Consider the following 15,236-nt stretch of genomic DNA (forward strand, 5'->3'; position numbering starts at 1 on the left):
GGCTGACCCGTTCCAGTACCGACCGGTAGGGTGCGGGTCCATGGGTGGTGAGAGCGCGACGCGTACGGCCCCGCGCAGCGGCGGCACAGGCAGGAACCCGATGGGCGGCAGGGCCGGACAGCGGCTGTCCGGTCTGGCGGTGGCCGTGGGGCTGGCGCTGTTCCTCGCGGGATTCGCGTGGGCGGCGGTGGTCTACAGCCCGTACACCGTGCCCACCAGTTCGATGGCGCCCACGATCGGCATGGGCGACCGGGTGCTGGCCCAGCGGGTCGACGGCGGCCAGGTGCACCGCGGTGACGTGGTCGTCTTCCACGACAAGAACTGGGTGCAGAACTCCGCCGTGATCAAACGCGTGGTCGCCGTCGGCGGCGACACCGTCTCCTGCTGCGAGAAGGGCAGGCTGACCGTCAACGGCAAGCAGATCGACGAGCCGTACCTGAAGGGCGCCGTCGCCGAGGCCGGCGGCTTCCCGACCGTGAAGGTGCCCCAGGGCCGGCTGTTCCTGCTCGGAGACGAACGCCACGGCTCCCTGGACTCCACCGCCCACCTCACCGACGCGGCCGCGGGCACCGTCTCGCGCGACGCCGTGGACGCCCGGGTCGACGCCGTCGTCTGGCCCGTGAAGGGCCTGCTGGAGCGCCCCACCGGCTTCCAGGCGCTCGGTGTCCTCTCCCAGCCGGGCCCGCTGCGTGCGATCACCACGATGATCGTGGCGGGTGCCGTCCTGGTCCTCGCCGGGGGCGCCTACGGGCCGATCGCGGCGCGGCTCGGCGGCTTGCGCGCCCGCACCCGGACGGAGCCGGCCGGTGCTCGCTGAGGACGCCGGGGGCGCCGGGAACGCGGACGGCCGGCCCGGAGGGCTGCGCAAGGTCGCACGGGTGGTCCTGCTCGACCCCGAGAACCGCATCCTGCTGCTGCACGGCCACGAACCGGACGACCCGGCCGACGACTGGTGGTTCACCCCGGGCGGCGGCCTGGAGGGCGCCGAGACGCGCGAGGAGGCCGCCCTGCGGGAACTCGCCGAGGAGACCGGCATCACCGAGGTCGAACTCGGCCCGGTGCTGTGGCGCCGGACGTGCTCGTTCCCGTTCGCGGGCCGACGCTGGAACCAGGACGAGTGGTACTACCTGGCCCGTACGGACCGGACGGCGGTCGAGGCCACGGCCCTGACGGAGCTGGAGCGGCGCAGCGTCGCCGGAGCGCGCTGGTGGACGTGTCAGGAACTGATCCGGGCACATGAGACGGTGTATCCGACCAGACTCGCCGAGCTGCTGCGCACACTGCTCGACGAAGGTCCCCCGGCCGGGCCCGTGACCCTCGACACCGAAATCGTCTAGGGCCTCATGGGACTGGCGCACAATGGTGGGATCGCACGGCTGAAGGGGAACATGCCATGAGCGCCGAGGACCTCGAGAAGTACGAGACCGAGATGGAGCTCAAGCTCTACCGGGAGTACCGCGATGTCGTCGGTCTGTTCAAATTCGTGATCGAGACCGAGCGGCGCTTCTACCTCACCAACGACTACGAGATGCAGGTCCACTCGGTGCAGGGTGAGGTGTTCTTCGAGGTGTCGATGGCCGACGCCTGGGTGTGGGACATGTACCGGCCGGCCCGGTTCGTGAAGCAGGTACGCGTCCTCACGTTCAAGGACGTGAACATCGAGGAGCTGAACAAGAGCGATCTGGAGCTGCCGGGCGGGTGAGGGGCGTCATCGGCCTCACCCCGCCTCGATGCCGCTGCTCTCTGCTGTCAGCTCTCTGTTGTCGGCTCTTTGTTGTCACTCGCGTGAGTGACCGTGTTGTCCACAACCGGTGAGTAGCCCACCAAGATCCACTCCATGGGGCCGGATGCGTGACCGTGGGCGCCGGAGGTGGTGCCGACATGAACGCACGAAGCGCGCTCGGCAGGTACGGAGAGGGCCTGGCGGCCCGCCGGCTGACGCAGACCGGCATGACGGTCCTGGAGCGCAACTGGCGCTGCGGCAGGACCGGTGAGATCGACATCGTGGCCCGGGACGGCGACGTCCTGGTCGTCTGCGAGGTGAAGACCCGCCGGGAGGGGCCCTTCGAGCATCCGATGGCCGCGGTCACACCGGGGAAGGCCGAGCGGCTGCGCGGCCTCGCGGAACGCTGGATCCAGTCCCACGGAGGGGCGCCGCCGGGAGGCGTCCGCATCGACCTGGTCGGCGTCCTGCTGCCCCGGCGCGGCGCCCCCTTGGTCGAGCACGTACGGGGGGCCGCCTGATGGGCTTCGCGCGTACATGCTCCGTGGCCCTCGTCGGTGTCGAGGGCGTGGTCGTCGAGGTCCAGGCCGACCTGGAACCGGGCGTCGCCGCCTTCACCCTGGTGGGCCTGCCGGACAAGAGCCTGACCGAGAGCCGGGACAGGGTGCGGGCCGCGGTGGTCAACTCCGGTGGCGAATGGCCGCAGAAGAAGCTCACGGTCGGTCTCAGCCCGGCCTCGGTGCCCAAGGCCGGCAGCGGCTTCGACCTGGCCGTGGCCTGTGCGGTGCTCGGCGCCGCCGAGCGGATCGACCCCCGGGTGCTCGCCGACATCGTGATGATCGGGGAGCTCGGCCTGGACGGGCGGGTGCGCCCCGTCAGGGGCATCCTGCCGGCGGTGCTGGCCGCCGCCGACTCCGGGTACGAGCAGATGGTCGTGCCCGAGTGCGCCGCCGCCGAGGCCGCGCTGGTGCCCGGCGTCTCCGTCCTCGGTGTCCGAAGCCTGCGGCAGCTGATCGCGGTGCTGACCGACGAGCCGGTGCCCGAGGAGGACCCGGACGAGCAGGGGCGACCGGACCCGCTGCTGGCGGGCCTGCGCCTGCCCGGCACGGGCGCGGCCGCCGGAATGCACAGCGTGGGCGCCGCCCAGCAGGACCAGGGACACGACCTGGCTGACGTCGTCGGCCAGGTCTCGGCCCGTACGGCGGTCGAGGTCGCCGCGGCCGGGGCGCACCACCTGTTCCTCGAAGGACCGCCGGGAGCGGGCAAGACCATGCTCGCCGAGCGGCTGCCCGCCCTGCTGCCCCGCCTCGCCCGGGAGGAGTCCCTGGAGGTGACGGCGATCCACTCGGTGGCCGGACTCCTGCCGCCGGGCAGACCGCTGATCGACCTCGCCCCCTACTGCGCCCCGCACCACTCGGCCACGATGCAGGCTCTCGTCGGGGGCGGCCCGGGCGTCGCCAGGCCGGGGGCCGTGTCGCTGGCCCACCGGGGCGTGCTCTTTCTGGACGAGACCCCCGAGTTCAGCAGCCATGCGCTCGACGCCCTGCGCCAGCCGCTGGAGGCGGGCCATGTGGTGATCGCCCGCAGCGCCGGGGTGGTGCGGTACCCGGCGAAGTTCCTGATGGTGCTCGCGGCCAACCCCTGCCCCTGCGGACGGTTCTCGCTGCGGGACACCCTGTGCGAGTGCCCGCCCTCGGCGGTCCGCCGCTACCAGGCCAGACTGTCCGGGCCGCTGCTCGACCGGGTCGACCTGCGGGTCGAGGTCGACCCGGTCACCCGCTCCGAACTCACCCGGCGCGAGGCCGGGGGCGAGGCCACGGCGGCGGTGGCCGACCGGGTGCGGGCCGCCAGGGAACGCGCGGCGGCCCGGCTCGCGGACACGCCGTGGCGCACCAACAGCGAAGTGCCCGGCCGCGAGCTGCGCAGCCGCTGGCAGGCGGCGGCCGGCGCCATGGACGAGGCCGAGCGCGGTCTGGAGCGGGGCGTCCTCACCGTGCGCGGACTCGACCGTGTCCTGCGGGTCGCCTGGACGGTCGCGGACCTCGCCGGCCACGACCGGCCCGGCGCGTCGGACGTCGCCCTGGCGCTGCAACTGCGCACCGGAGTGCCCCGGGGAGTGCCCATGGCCATCGGGGCGCCGACGTGAGCACCGTCCCGCCCCCCGACGGCGAGCTGCTCGCCCGGGTCTTCCTCAGCCGGGTCCTGGAACCCGGGGACACGGTCGGCGGGCGGTGGCTGCGGGAGTTCGGGGCGGTGGAGGTGGCCCGGCGGCTGCGCGACGGCGGCCCGCGGCCCGCCGGGGTGTCGGACAAGCGGTGGGCGGGACTGTGCGCCCGGGCGGCAGGGGCCGATCCCGGACGGGACCTCGCCGCGGCGCGGGAGGCCGGGGTGCGGTTCGTGCGCCCCGGGGACACCGAGTGGCCCGCGCAGCTCGACGACCTCGGCGACGCGCGGCCCACGGGACTGTGGGTGCGCGGCCGGCCCAGCCTGCGGATATGGGCGCTGCGCTCGGTCGCGCTCGTCGGCGCCCGGGCCTGCACCCAGTACGGCGCCCACATGGCCGCGGCCCTCGCCGCCGGCCTCGCGGAGCACGGCTGGGTCGTGGTCTCCGGCGGCGCCTACGGAGTCGACGGCGCCGCCCACCGGGGCGCGCTCGCCGCGGGCGGTGCCACCGTCGCGGTACTGGCCTGCGGCGTCGACCGGCCCTATCCGCGCGGGCACACCGAGTTGATCAGCAGGATCGCGCAGCAGGGACTGGTGATCGGCGAGTTGCCACCCGGTGACCACCCGACGCCGAGCCGGTTCATCGTCCGCAACCGGGTGATCGCGGCGCTCACCCGGGGCACCGTGGTCGTGGAGGCCGCACACCGCAGCGGATCACTGGTCACCGCACGGGCGGCGTTGCGGCTGGGACGGCACACCATGGGGGTGCCCGGCCCGGCCACCAGCGCGCTCTCCGCCGGTGTCCACGAACTCCTGCGCGACGGTGCGGTGCTGGTCACCGACGCCGCGGAAGTCGTCGAACTCGTCGGCGACATGGGGGAACTCGCTCCGGACCGGCGCGGTCCCGTACTCCCGCGCGACCTGCTGGAACCGGACGCCCGGCAGGTTCTGGCCGCGTTGCCGGCGCGCGGCGGGGCGACGCCGGACGAGATCGCCCGAGCTGCCCGGACGACCATGGACGACGCGATTGCGAAACTGTACGAACTCCGGTCGCTGGGTTACGTCGAACGACACGGCGATGGATGGAAGTTGACACGCCAGGCGCTGATCTCGGCCCGGGAGGGCCGCGAGCGGTGCTGACCGAGCGTGTTCGGCCGTCCGGGGGAGGCCCGACGCCATTGGGGATTCCGGCAGTTGGGCGTCGCGGTGGTCACCGAGGGTGACAGGTGTGACCCGGTGGGGCGCATCGCGGAACGAATCTGCGCACGCTTCGCGCCCCGTCCTTCGCGCACCGCGACACTTCAGTCACGCTACGCTCACGTGGTTCGGGCGCAGATACCACCCAGAACGACAGCTCACTCGGACGCCCGCATTCCACCGTAGAACGACGCAAGGCGACTAATGCCCCAGCACACCTCCGGGCCCGACCGGGCGGCGATCCCCCCAGCCGCCCGTGACGGTGGCAGCGTGCGGCCGCCCGCTCCTTCGACGCTCGAGGAGCTGTGGCGGTCGTACAAGGCGACGGGGGACGACCGGTTGCGGGAGCAGCTGATCCTGCACTACTCGCCGCTGGTGAAGTACGTGGCGGGCCGGGTGAGCGTCGGCCTGCCGCCCAATGTGGAGCAGGCCGATTTCGTCTCCTCAGGGGTCTTCGGGCTCATCGACGCGATCGAGAAGTTCGACATCGAGCGGGAGATCAAGTTCGAGACCTACGCGATCACCCGGATCCGGGGCGCGATGATCGACGAGCTGCGGGCGCTGGACTGGATCCCCCGCTCGGTACGGCAGAAGGCGCGGAACGTGGAGCGGGCGTACGCGACCCTGGAGGCCCGGCTGCGACGTACCCCGACGGAGGTCGAGGTGGCCGCCGAGATGGGCATCGCGGTCGACGAACTGCATGCTGTTTTCAGCCAGTTGTCGCTGGCCAACGTGGTGGCTCTGGAGGAGCTGCTGCATGTGGGCGGCGAGGGCGGCGACCGGCTGAGCCTGATGGACACGCTGGAGGACACCGCCGCCGACAATCCGGTGGAGGTGGCCGAGGACCGGGAGCTGCGGACGTTCCTGGCCCGGGCGATCAACACGCTGCCCGAGCGGGAGAAGACCGTCGTGATGCTCTACTACTACGAGGGACTCACGCTCGCCGAGATCGGCCATGTGCTCGGTGTGACCGAGAGCCGGGTCAGCCAGATCCATACTAAATCGGTGCTCCAGCTGCGGGCGAAGCTGGCGAGCTTCGGCCGCTGACCCGGGCGGAGTCACTCCCGGTCCGGGTGGCACATCCGTAAAGTGGTTGACGTGCCAAGGATTCGAGCGGCCTCCGTGGCCGAGCACCGGTCGATGCAGCGAGCCGCCCTGCTGGACGCGGCGCGGACTCTGCTGTCCGAGGGCGGGACGGAGGCGCTGACCTTCCCGGCCCTTGCGGAGCGGACGGGGCTCGCGCGGTCGTCGGTGTACGAGTATTTCCGGTCGCGGGCCGCCGTGGTCGAGGAGCTGTGCGAGGCCGACTTCCCGGTGTGGGCCGCGGAGGTCGAGGCCGCGATGGCCTCCGTCGACGGGCCCCCGGCCAAGGTCGAGGCGTATGTGCGCAAGCAGCTGGAGCTGGTCGGGGACCGGCGGCACCGGGCCGTCGTGGCGATCTCGGCGAGCGAGCTGGACGCGGGTGCCCGGGAGAAGATCCGGGCCGCCCACGGCGGGCTCGTCGCCATCATCGTGGAGGCGCTCGGCGAGCTGGGCCACGAACAGCCGCGGTTGGCGGCGATGCTGCTTCAGGGCGTGGTGGACGCGGCGGTACGGCGCATCGAGCTGGGTGCTGCGGAGGATCCGGCGTCCATCGCGGAGGCCGCCGTCGCCATGGCCCTGCACGGCGTCTGCGGCTGACCCTAGAGGCGCTGGTGCGACGCCCTCCGTGACCAGTGCCGGGGCATCAGGGCAGTGGCACTCCCAGGACCGGGAGCAGTCTCGTTGGTCCGTTCAGGAGCCATGGGGGGAGCAGGAGGAGAGGGTTCAGGTAGGTCTTGCCGCGCAGTAGGCCCCAGTGGATGCACGGGCCTTCGCAATGCCGGCCCGTAGCCTCGACCGTGCCGACGACCGCCCCCGCCGTCACCTCGTCGCCCTGTTTCACCGACGCCCTCACCGGCTCGTACGTCGTCCGAAGCGGTGGTTCGCCGGTGCCGGACAGCTCGATCGACACCACGCCCCTGCCGGCCACCGGGCCCGCGAAGAACACCCGCCCCGCCGCCACCGCCCGGACCTGGGCACCCGGCGGCGCGCTCAGGTCCACGCCCCGGTGCCCTGGCCCGTAGACCGTCGCCGGTGGATCCCAGCCGCGCAACACCCCGGGCCGCACCCCCACGGGCCACACCCGACCCACGGCGGGCACGGGCGGATCCTCTTCCCCGGACCCGGACCCGGACCCGGACCCGGACCCGGACCCGGACCCGGACCCGGACCCGGACCCGGACCCGGACGCGGACCCAGGACCGACCGGCGTAGTGGGGTGGTCGCTCGCCCAGGTCGTCCATGTCACCGAGCCGGCCAGCGCCGCCGAGGCCGTGAGCGCCATCAGTACCACCGAGGCCACCAGGGCCATCAGGGCCACCGAGGCCGCCGGGGCCGCCGCCCGCCCGGGTAGTAGACGCCGCCGGACGCCGGCGGCCGTCCATCGCATCGCACGCATCCGAAACATGCGTCCACCGTCCCGCACCCCGCCGACTACGACCGGAACCTGTGGACGACTCACCCATTGTGGACAGCGGCGTCACCCGGCGCCCCGCGGGTCCCGTACACTTCTGGTGGCGACCCGGGTCACTGGGTCGACTTCGCACGCCCCGACACTCCGACCGGCAACGGCCGGTGTCAGCGCCCCTCGGTCCCTCGTGGCACGGCGCACCGCGGGCGTCAGGCGCGGAAGCCGTCCGGCATCCGCGGCACAACCGAGAAACTCAAGGAGATACGGCCATGGCCGTCGTCACGATGCGGGAGCTGCTGGAGAGCGGCGTCCACTTCGGTCACCAGACCCGTCGCTGGAACCCGAAGATGAAGCGCTTCATCTTCACCGAGCGCAACGGCATCTACATCATCGACCTGCTCCAGTCGCTGTCGTACATCGACCGCGCCTACGAGTTCGTCAAGGAGACCGTCGCCCACGGCGGCACGGTCATGTTCGTCGGTACGAAGAAGCAGGCGCAGGAGGCCATCGCCGAGCAGGCCACCCGCGTCGGCATGCCCTACGTCAACCAGCGCTGGCTGGGCGGCATGCTCACCAACTTCTCGACCGTCTACAAGCGCCTGCAGCGCCTGAAGGAGCTCGAGCAGATCGACTTCGAGGACGTCGCGGCCTCCGGTCTGACCAAGAAGGAGCTCCTGGTCCTCTCCCGCGAGAAGGCCAAGCTGGAGAAGACCCTCGGCGGTATCCGCGAGATGCAGAAGGTGCCCAGCGCCGTCTGGATCGTGGACACCAAGAAGGAGCACATCGCGGTCGGCGAGGCCCGGAAGCTCAACATCCCGGTCGTCGCCATCCTCGACACCAACTGTGACCCCGACGAGGTCGACTACAAGATCCCGGGCAACGACGACGCGATCCGCTCCGTCACCCTGCTCACCCGTGTGATCGCCGACGCGGTCGCCGAGGGCCTCATCGCCCGCTCCGGTGTCGCCACCGAGGGCAAGGGCGAGAAGGCCGCGGGCGAGCCGCTCGCCGAGTGGGAGCGCAACCTGCTCGAGGGCGAGAAGAAGGCCGAGGAGGCCCCGGCTGTGGAGGCCCCCGCCGAGGAGGCCCCGGCTGCGGAGGCCCCCGCCGAGGAGGCCCCGGAGGCTCCGGCCACCGAGGCTCCGGCCGCCGAGGGCGAGCAGGCCTGACCCGTCAGCGCCAGCGTTGACGGCGGGAGCGGCGACATGAAGTCCGCTCCCGCCGTTCACCCGTAGGTCAGCACCGAGTCGGGAATCTGCATCTACATGTAGACCGCAGACCGTGCAGATCTTCGATCCTCCAGACTCCGAGAAAGATTCACAGACTCATGGCGAACTACACCGCCGCCGACGTCAAGAAGCTCCGTGAGCTCTCCGGCGCCGGCATGATGGACTGCAAGAAGGCGCTGGACGAGGCCGAGGGCAACGTCGAGAAGGCTGTCGAGGCGCTCCGTATCAAGGGCCAGAAGGGCGTCGCCAAGCGCGAGGGCCGCTCCGCCGAGAACGGCGCCGTGGTCTCGATCATCGCCGACGACAACTCCTCCGGTGTCCTCGTCGAGCTGAAGTGCGAGACGGACTTCGTCGCCAAGAGCGAGAAGTTCCAGGCCGTCGCCCGCGAGATCGCCGAGCACGTCGCCAAGTCCTCCCCGGCCGACCTCGACGCGCTGCTCGCCTCCGAGATCGAGGCCGGCAAGACCGTCCAGGCGTTCGTGGACGAGGCCAACGCCAACCTCGGTGAGAAGATCGTCCTGGACCGCTTCGCGCAGTTCTCCGACGGCTTCGTGACCGCGTACATGCACCGCACGATGCCCGACCTGCCCCCGCAGATCGGTGTCCTCGTCGAGCTCGACAAGCAGACCGATGAGAGCGCCGCGGTCGCCAAGGGCATCGCCCAGCACATCGCCGCCTTCGCGCCGAAGTACCTCGCCAAGGAGGACGTGCCGGCCGACATCGTCGAGTCCGAGCGCCGTGTCGCCGAGGAGACCACCCGCGCCGAGGGCAAGCCCGAGGCCGCGATCGCCAAGATCGTCGAGGGTCGTCTGAACGGCTTCTTCAAGGACGCGACGCTGCTCGGCCAGCCCTACGCCCTGGACAACAAGAAGTCGGTCCAGAAGGTTCTGGACGAGGCCGGTGTCACCCTGAAGCGCTTCACGCGCATCAAGGTCGGCATCTGAGTCCACGGTCCGTACCGCGACGGACCCCCGACCCCGATAGGGTCGACAGCAGTCGTCCACGTCACGCGCGTGTGCAGCCACACGCGCGTGACGGACGGCAGCAGATCTGACGAGGAGGCCATTGCCGCTGCATGGGATGCGAAACACGCCCCACCGGCAATGGCCTTCTTCGCATGTGCACCACGTAACAGAGGCGGGATCTCATGACCACCAAGGCCCAGAAGAGCGACGACGGCAAAGTACCCGGCCGGTTTCTGCTGAAGCTGTCCGGAGAGGCCTTCTCCGGCGGCGGGGGCCTGGGAGTCGACCCGGACGTGGTGCACGCCATCGCCCGTGAGATCGCGGCGGTCGTACGCGACGGAGCGGAGATCGCGGTCGTCATCGGCGGCGGCAACTTCTTCCGCGGTGCCGAACTCCAGCAGCGCGGCATGGACCGCGCCCGCTCGGACTACATGGGCATGCTCGGCACCGTGATGAACTGCCTCGCCCTGCAGGACTTCCTGGAGAAGGAAGGCATCGACAGCCGGGTCCAGACCGCCATCACCATGGGCCAGGTCGCCGAGCCGTACATCCCGCTGCGCGCCGTGCGCCACCTGGAGAAGGGCCGCGTGGTCATCTTCGGCGCCGGTATGGGCATGCCGTACTTCTCCACCGACACCACCGCCGCCCAGCGCGCCCTGGAGATCGACGCCGAGGCGCTGCTCATGGGCAAGAACGGCGTGGACGGGGTTTACGACTCCGACCCGAAGGCCAACCCGGACGCCGTGAAGTTCGACTCCCTCGGCTACGGCGAGGTCATCACGCGGGACCTGAAGATCGCCGACGCGACGGCGATCACGCTGTGCCGGGACAACAAGCTCCCGATCGTCGTCTTCGAGCTCCTGAAGGAGGGCAATATCGCCCGCGCCGTCAAGGGTGAGAAGATCGGCACGCTTGTGGGTGACCAGGGCAGCCGGGACTGACCGGCCGACCCCGTACCGCGGGTCGCCGGAAAGAGACCTGTCCGGGCGACGGACGGGACGGACTCCGGCCGGAGGATGGACAATGTCCTGCCGGTCGGGAACCGTGCAGGAAGAACGCGACGAAGCCGGTCGCCGGTCCCGACAGGGAACCGCAGCCGGGCCTACTCAAGACACGCAGGAGCAAGTGGTGATCGAAGAGACCCTCCTCGAGGCCGAGGAGAAGATGGAGAAGGCCGTCGTGGTCGCCAAGGAGGACTTCGCCGCGATCCGCACCGGCCGTGCGCACCCGGCGATGTTCAACAAGATCGTGGCCGATTACTACGGCGCGCCGACGCCGATCAACCAGCTGGCCTCGTTCTCCGTGCCGGAGCCGCGCATGGCCGTCGTGACCCCGTTCGACAAGACCGCGCTGCGCAACATCGAGCAGGCGATCCGCGACTCCGACCTGGGCGTCAACCCGAGCAACGACGGCAACATCATTCGCGTGGTGTTCCCCGAGCTCACCGAGGAGCGCCGCCGCGACTACATCAAGGTCGCCAAGGGCAAGGGCGAGGACGCCAAGGTGTCCATCCGCTCCGTGCGCCGCAAGGCCAAGGACGCCATCGACAAGCTGATCAAGGACGGCGAGGTCGGCGAGGACGAGGGCCGTCGTGCGGAGAAGGAGCTCGACGACACCACCGCGAAGTACGTGGCGCAGGTGGACGAGCTGCTGAAGCACAAGGAAGCGGAGCTGCTCGAAGTCTGATGGACGACACTTCCTGGGGAGCGCCGCGGCAGGCCGGGTACTGGGGGCCCGCGGACGGGCCATCCGCCCATCAGGGGGGACCCGTCCCGGGGGCCGTTCCGGCGGGTGCCGCGTACGATGCGCATGACGCCCAGCGGACCCGCCCCATGCCCGTCGTGCCCGACGCGCCCGCTCACGGCGGAAACCAGGATGACGACCGGGGTGCCGCCCAGCCGGGCGGCGCCTCGTTCCGCGACGACACGCCGCAGCAGCCGCACCAAGCGCCGCAGCCGTGGCCCCACGACACGCCGCAGACACCGTCCTTCCACAGGACGGCGTCGCAGAATCCGGAGCCCATGCCCGACGCCCCGCAGCCGGCGCCCGCGCCGCAGAAGAAGAACGCGGGCCGCGACCTGGGCGCCGCCATAGGCGTCGGCCTCGGACTCGGCGTGGTGATCGTCGTGTCGCTGTTCGTCGTCAAGGCCGTCTTCGTGGGCGTCATCGCGATCGCGGTCGTGGTCGGCCTGTGGGAGCTCACCAGCCGGCTCCAGGAGCGCAAGGGCATCAGGGCGCCGCTCGTTCCGCTGGCGGTCGGCGGCGCGGCCATGGTGGTCGCCGGGTACGCCCGGGGTGCCGAGGGCGCCTGGGTGGCGATGGCACTGACGGCGCTCGCGGTCCTGGTCTGGCGCATGACGGAACCACCGGAGGGTTACCTCAAGGACGTCACGGCCGGCGTCTTCGCGGCGTTCTACGTGCCGTTCCTGGCCACGTTCGTCGCGATGATGCTGACCGCGGACGACGGTCCGCGCCGCGTGCTGACCTTCCTGCTGCTCACGGTCGTCAGCGACACGGGCGCGTACGCCGTCGGCTGGCGTTTCGGCCGGCACAAGCTCGCTCCGCGCATCAGCCCGGGCAAGACCCGGGAGGGCCTGTTCGGCGCGGTGGCCTTCGCGATGGTGGCCGGCGCGCTGTGCATGCAGTTCCTGATCGACAACGGCGCCTGGTGGCAGGGCCTGCTGCTCGGCCTCGCGGTCGCCGCCACCGCCACGCTCGGCGATCTCGGCGAGTCCATGATCAAGCGGGACCTGGGCATCAAGGACATGGGCGCACTGCTTCCCGGCCACGGGGGCATCATGGACCGCCTGGACTCCCTGCTGCCCACCGCACCGGTGGCCTGGCTCCTGCTGGTCCTCTTCGTCGGCTCCGCCTGATCCCACGACCTGCCATCGAGCCCCCACCCGGCGGGTGGGGGCTCGATGCCGTTCCCCGCGTGGATCAGGATTCAGTGTCGGCTTGCGTCCTGCCGACCACGGGCCGTGCCGCCCTGTAGAGGGTGAAAGCTCGATGAGTGACTTGAGCCGCCAGGAGCGCGAACCAGGTTCCCCCCAGGCACCGCGTAAGAAGGCTCCACCAGTCCACTGCCGGCCCCGCAAGAATGCGCACCGTCCACCAGACGTCGTAGGTCACCATGCCGGCCAGTCCCGCAGCCAGGAGAGCGGCCGTCCACCAGCGCTTGGGCCAACCATCGGTCATGTTTCTCCCCCTGGCGAAACCACTCACCATTACCGGCCGTCTCCGGAGTGTGCCATGCCCGCTGCCTGCCCGTTCAGGCAGGAGCAACGGTGTGGCGGGCTGGAGCGTCTGGACGAGTGCCGGTTTCATCTTGGGCCAGGCTGTGTGAGGGGGGCTTGTGCAGAAGCAGGACGGCGCGGGGCGAGAGTTGAACGCGTACGAGCGGGTGCTCGCTGAGGACCGTCGGGTCGTGCGCGAGATGCTCCGTGTGAGTACCGGCGGTGCCCATGCCGGGCTCGCCATCACGGTCATCATCGTCGCCTTGATCGCTGCCGTTGGCGGCGCCCAGCGGGCTCTGATGGTCGGTGGAGCGGTCGCGACCTGGTTCGCCGTCGCCCTTTTCGCGGTTGTCCGTGGCGGACGCCGCGGACGGTCCGCGGCCACGCGTGCTTACCTCCTGACTTTCGGCTGGGCCAGTTGGCTGTGATGGTCGCGGCGTTGCATGGCGGGCATGATCATGCCCGCCGGGGCAGAGTCCCAGGGAACTGGGCCGGACCGTTTGAACTCAGCCGGACTGCTCGTTCCCCCACCGCGACCACAGCGTCTCGTGCCAGTGGTCGGTGTCGGAAGCGGGACGAGCCACTGAGGGCACCGGCCCGGGGCCCGTCTCGATCAGGTGCACCAGCGTCCAGGCGACGCCGTAACAGTCGTCGGGCCCGAAACACGTGGCCAGCGCCTGTGCCTCCTCCGCCGTAACCGGTCGGGAGATTGCCCGAAGCTGCTCGTGGCGCCTGTCGACTGCTTCTTCACTCCCGTCCCAGTCGGGGAGTGGACCGTCGGCGACGAACGCCTGCACTTCGGGTCTCATGCTCGAATGATCGGCAGCGGTAGCTGTCGTGGCAAGGCGTCTTGGCAGACCTCAGGTTGTCTGATCTTGAGAGCGAAGGGCACTGTGGTCGGCGGTACGTCGGGTGCATGATGATGCGCATACCGGCATTCATACATGGGGGAGCCATGAACACCCGCACCATCGCCGTCATCGCGGCCGTCCTGCTCGCTGGGCTGGCCGGCTGCGGAACCGGCGCCGATGCCGAGGTCAACAGGTCGACCACGGATATCCGCACCTCGGTTGAACACCTCCGTGAGGCGATAGGCGAAGAGACCAAAGCGGTCAAGGGGGAGAGGGGCGATGTGCGCGCTCAGGCGGAGAATGTCCGCCTCGTCGCGCGGATCGAGTCCACGAACCTCACGAAGTACGCCAGCCGCGCCCCGGCCGAAACGCAACACTTCGCCAACGCCGCAAAAAGCTGGGCGGAGAGCGTCGCCACCGCACGCGAGGCGATGCTCAGCGACCAGGAAACCAGTGCCATCGCCCTCGCCAACTCCATTACCGAGGAACGGTTCATGGACTCGGCCGCCACGGATCTCCACGTCACACCATGGACGCCGAGGCCCCCATGGACGCCGAGCCCCGAAGCCGACAGCGAATAACCCAGCAGCTGGGCAGGCCTCAGCGATCGCCCCGCCCGCAGTTCGCATCGAGGGGTGCACGCGACACCGCCGCTCGGGCTGTCTCCGGGCCGTGCGGGGGTGCTCAACCATGACAGATGACGACAGTCGACGACGGCTTCTCTCCCTGCTCGTAGACGGCGCTTCGGGTACCGGCGCATGTGCTCATCCGTGAAGCAGAGTTGAAGAAGACCAGACCGACATCGTGAGCCCAGGCGCACCGTCCTCCGCAGTGAACGGGTCTCAGACGTTGATCCAGAAGGACTGACCGCATGCGCCCTTGACTCGGTCATTGAAACTCCGGCTCAAAGCGGCTCCGCCGACCTAGGTGCAATATCTACCTGTATGTCTCCGAGCGGGGTTCCTCAGTGAGCAGGTACAGCCCCAAGTGCTGGCGGAGAAAGCTCTCCAGCCGTGGAAGGCCGATCGCGTCGGCCGGGAGATCACTGGAACGGGGGTGGTAGAGCTCGACCAGTTGGGCCATCAGTTCTTCGTCGAGCAACGGCGCCTGATAGCGATCGATCGTCCCGAGGTAGAAGAGCCAGCTGTGCAGCCGGTTGGCAGGGCAGTGCCCTTGGCCCGCATGCGGATTCTCCGGCTCGTGCTCGTCACCCCAGGAACCGACGTGGAGGTAGGAGGCGCGACGCAAGCCCTCGTCCAGAACCGGGGTCGGATCATCCTTGCAGTTCCAATAGATCCGAGCCTCGTTTTCAGGTATGGGGCTCGGCACGGCCGCCAACCACAGTTGGTAGATCTCCTCCACGGCCGCAGTTTGGCATGCC

18 protein-coding genes are annotated in these 15,236 nt (G+C 70.3%); 15 read left to right on the forward strand and 3 right to left on the reverse strand.

The features are described from left to right. The first annotated feature begins 40 nt into the window (after positions 1 to 40). From lepB to OIE49_RS25535, 8 genes are all read left to right on the forward strand, one after another. Complete coding sequence (lepB, locus tag OIE49_RS25500) at positions 41 to 817, forward strand: signal peptidase I (RefSeq protein ID WP_326804291.1); 777 nt, start codon at positions 41 to 43, stop codon at positions 815 to 817. Continuing rightward, the gene (locus tag OIE49_RS25505; RefSeq protein ID WP_100571726.1) at positions 807 to 1,337 is read left to right on the forward strand and encodes an NUDIX hydrolase; all 531 of its coding nucleotides are present in this window, start codon (positions 807 to 809) and stop codon (positions 1,335 to 1,337) included. The genes lepB and OIE49_RS25505 overlap by 11 nt, the downstream gene beginning before the upstream one ends. Before the next feature lie 56 nt (positions 1,338 to 1,393). Next, positions 1,394 to 1,702, forward strand: coding sequence for a DUF2469 domain-containing protein (locus tag OIE49_RS25510; RefSeq protein ID WP_043444228.1), 309 nt, complete (start codon positions 1,394 to 1,396; stop codon positions 1,700 to 1,702). Positions 1,703 to 1,881: 179 nt separating this feature from the next. Next, positions 1,882 to 2,244 (forward strand): YraN family protein, encoded by a 363-nt coding sequence (locus tag OIE49_RS25515; protein ID WP_326804292.1) that lies wholly within the window; start codon positions 1,882 to 1,884, stop codon positions 2,242 to 2,244. Further along, entirely contained in the window at positions 2,244 to 3,869 is a 1,626-nt protein-coding gene (locus tag OIE49_RS25520; protein WP_326804293.1) for a YifB family Mg chelatase-like AAA ATPase, read from the forward strand. Before OIE49_RS25515 ends, OIE49_RS25520 begins: the two co-directional genes overlap by 1 nt. Continuing rightward, a complete protein-coding gene (gene dprA / locus OIE49_RS25525; RefSeq protein WP_326804294.1) occupies positions 3,866 to 5,026 on the forward strand; it encodes a DNA-processing protein DprA in 1,161 nt (386 codons plus the stop codon). Before OIE49_RS25520 ends, dprA begins: the two co-directional genes overlap by 4 nt. Before the next feature lie 261 nt (positions 5,027 to 5,287). Beyond that, positions 5,288 to 6,130 carry an RNA polymerase sigma factor WhiG gene (gene whiG, locus OIE49_RS25530; protein ID WP_100571722.1) on the forward strand — a complete coding sequence of 281 codons (843 nt, stop codon included), beginning with the start codon at positions 5,288 to 5,290 and terminating at the stop codon, positions 6,128 to 6,130. Between the two features lie 75 nt (positions 6,131 to 6,205). Beyond that, positions 6,206 to 6,763: a TetR/AcrR family transcriptional regulator gene (locus tag OIE49_RS25535; protein ID WP_326806327.1), complete on the forward strand. Its 558-nt coding sequence runs from the start codon at positions 6,206 to 6,208 to the stop codon at positions 6,761 to 6,763. Between the two features lie 46 nt (positions 6,764 to 6,809). Here OIE49_RS25535 and OIE49_RS25540 read toward each other — a convergent pair whose 3' ends face one another. Further along, complete coding sequence (locus OIE49_RS25540; RefSeq protein WP_401740126.1) at positions 6,810 to 7,265, reverse strand: murein hydrolase activator EnvC family protein; 456 nt, start codon at positions 7,263 to 7,265, stop codon at positions 6,810 to 6,812. Positions 7,266 to 7,843: 578 nt separating this feature from the next. On the opposite strand from OIE49_RS25540, the gene rpsB reads away from it, so the two are divergent. From rpsB to OIE49_RS25570, 6 genes are all read left to right on the forward strand, one after another. Beyond that, on the forward strand, positions 7,844 to 8,743 hold the full coding sequence (rpsB, locus tag OIE49_RS25545) for a 30S ribosomal protein S2 (protein ID WP_326804295.1): 900 nt from the start codon (positions 7,844 to 7,846) through the stop codon (positions 8,741 to 8,743). Positions 8,744 to 8,901: 158 nt separating this feature from the next. Beyond that, complete coding sequence (tsf, locus tag OIE49_RS25550; RefSeq protein WP_326804296.1) at positions 8,902 to 9,747, forward strand: translation elongation factor Ts; 846 nt, start codon at positions 8,902 to 8,904, stop codon at positions 9,745 to 9,747. Between the two features lie 203 nt (positions 9,748 to 9,950). After that, on the forward strand, positions 9,951 to 10,709 hold the full coding sequence (gene pyrH, locus OIE49_RS25555; protein WP_100571718.1) for a UMP kinase: 759 nt from the start codon (positions 9,951 to 9,953) through the stop codon (positions 10,707 to 10,709). A 187-nt stretch (positions 10,710 to 10,896) separates the two neighbouring features. Further along, complete coding sequence (gene frr / locus OIE49_RS25560; RefSeq protein WP_100571789.1) at positions 10,897 to 11,454, forward strand: ribosome recycling factor; 558 nt, start codon at positions 10,897 to 10,899, stop codon at positions 11,452 to 11,454. Then, positions 11,454 to 12,644 (forward strand): phosphatidate cytidylyltransferase, encoded by a 1,191-nt coding sequence (locus OIE49_RS25565; RefSeq protein ID WP_326804297.1) that lies wholly within the window; start codon positions 11,454 to 11,456, stop codon positions 12,642 to 12,644. Before frr ends, OIE49_RS25565 begins: the two co-directional genes overlap by 1 nt. A gap of 479 nt (positions 12,645 to 13,123) precedes the next feature. Then, positions 13,124 to 13,432 carry a hypothetical protein gene (locus tag OIE49_RS25570; protein WP_326804298.1) on the forward strand — a complete coding sequence of 103 codons (309 nt, stop codon included), beginning with the start codon at positions 13,124 to 13,126 and terminating at the stop codon, positions 13,430 to 13,432. 78 nt (positions 13,433 to 13,510) lie between these two features. On the opposite strand, the gene OIE49_RS25575 is transcribed toward OIE49_RS25570, so the two are convergent. Then, positions 13,511 to 13,813 carry a hypothetical protein gene (locus OIE49_RS25575; protein ID WP_326804299.1) on the reverse strand — a complete coding sequence of 101 codons (303 nt, stop codon included), beginning with the start codon at positions 13,811 to 13,813 and terminating at the stop codon, positions 13,511 to 13,513. 146 nt (positions 13,814 to 13,959) lie between these two features. On the opposite strand from OIE49_RS25575, the gene OIE49_RS25580 reads away from it, so the two are divergent. Further along, positions 13,960 to 14,436, forward strand: a complete 477-nt coding sequence (locus OIE49_RS25580; RefSeq protein ID WP_326804300.1) for a hypothetical protein — start codon at positions 13,960 to 13,962, stop codon at positions 14,434 to 14,436. A 355-nt stretch (positions 14,437 to 14,791) separates the two neighbouring features. Here the strand turns inward: OIE49_RS25580 and OIE49_RS25585 are convergent, their stop codons facing one another. Further along, on the reverse strand, positions 14,792 to 15,217 hold the full coding sequence (locus tag OIE49_RS25585; RefSeq protein WP_326804301.1) for a hypothetical protein: 426 nt from the start codon (positions 15,215 to 15,217) through the stop codon (positions 14,792 to 14,794). Between the last annotated feature and the right edge of the window lie 19 nt (positions 15,218 to 15,236).

This window comes from Streptomyces sp. NBC_01788, from assembly GCF_035917575.1.
Lineage (GTDB): Bacteria > Actinomycetota > Actinomycetes > Streptomycetales > Streptomycetaceae > Streptomyces.

Excerpts from the sequence above, each read along its gene's own strand:
- lepB (WP_326804291.1), top strand. The coding sequence starts at position 41 with ATGGGTGGTGAGAGCGCGACGCGTACGGCCCCGCGCAGCGGCGGCACA.
- OIE49_RS25510 (WP_043444228.1), top strand. The coding sequence starts at position 1,394 with ATGAGCGCCGAGGACCTCGAGAAGTACGAGACCGAGATGGAGCTCAAG.
- OIE49_RS25515 (WP_326804292.1), top strand. The coding sequence starts at position 1,882 with ATGAACGCACGAAGCGCGCTCGGCAGGTACGGAGAGGGCCTGGCGGCC.
- OIE49_RS25520 (WP_326804293.1), top strand. The coding sequence starts at position 2,244 with ATGGGCTTCGCGCGTACATGCTCCGTGGCCCTCGTCGGTGTCGAGGGC.
- whiG (WP_100571722.1), top strand. The coding sequence starts at position 5,288 with ATGCCCCAGCACACCTCCGGGCCCGACCGGGCGGCGATCCCCCCAGCC.
- rpsB (WP_326804295.1), top strand. The coding sequence starts at position 7,844 with ATGGCCGTCGTCACGATGCGGGAGCTGCTGGAGAGCGGCGTCCACTTC.
- tsf (WP_326804296.1), top strand. The coding sequence starts at position 8,902 with ATGGCGAACTACACCGCCGCCGACGTCAAGAAGCTCCGTGAGCTCTCC.
- pyrH (WP_100571718.1), top strand. The coding sequence starts at position 9,951 with ATGACCACCAAGGCCCAGAAGAGCGACGACGGCAAAGTACCCGGCCGG.
- OIE49_RS25565 (WP_326804297.1), top strand. The coding sequence starts at position 11,454 with ATGGACGACACTTCCTGGGGAGCGCCGCGGCAGGCCGGGTACTGGGGG.
- OIE49_RS25575 (WP_326804299.1), bottom strand. The coding sequence starts at position 13,813 with ATGAGACCCGAAGTGCAGGCGTTCGTCGCCGACGGTCCACTCCCCGAC.
- OIE49_RS25580 (WP_326804300.1), top strand. The coding sequence starts at position 13,960 with ATGAACACCCGCACCATCGCCGTCATCGCGGCCGTCCTGCTCGCTGGG.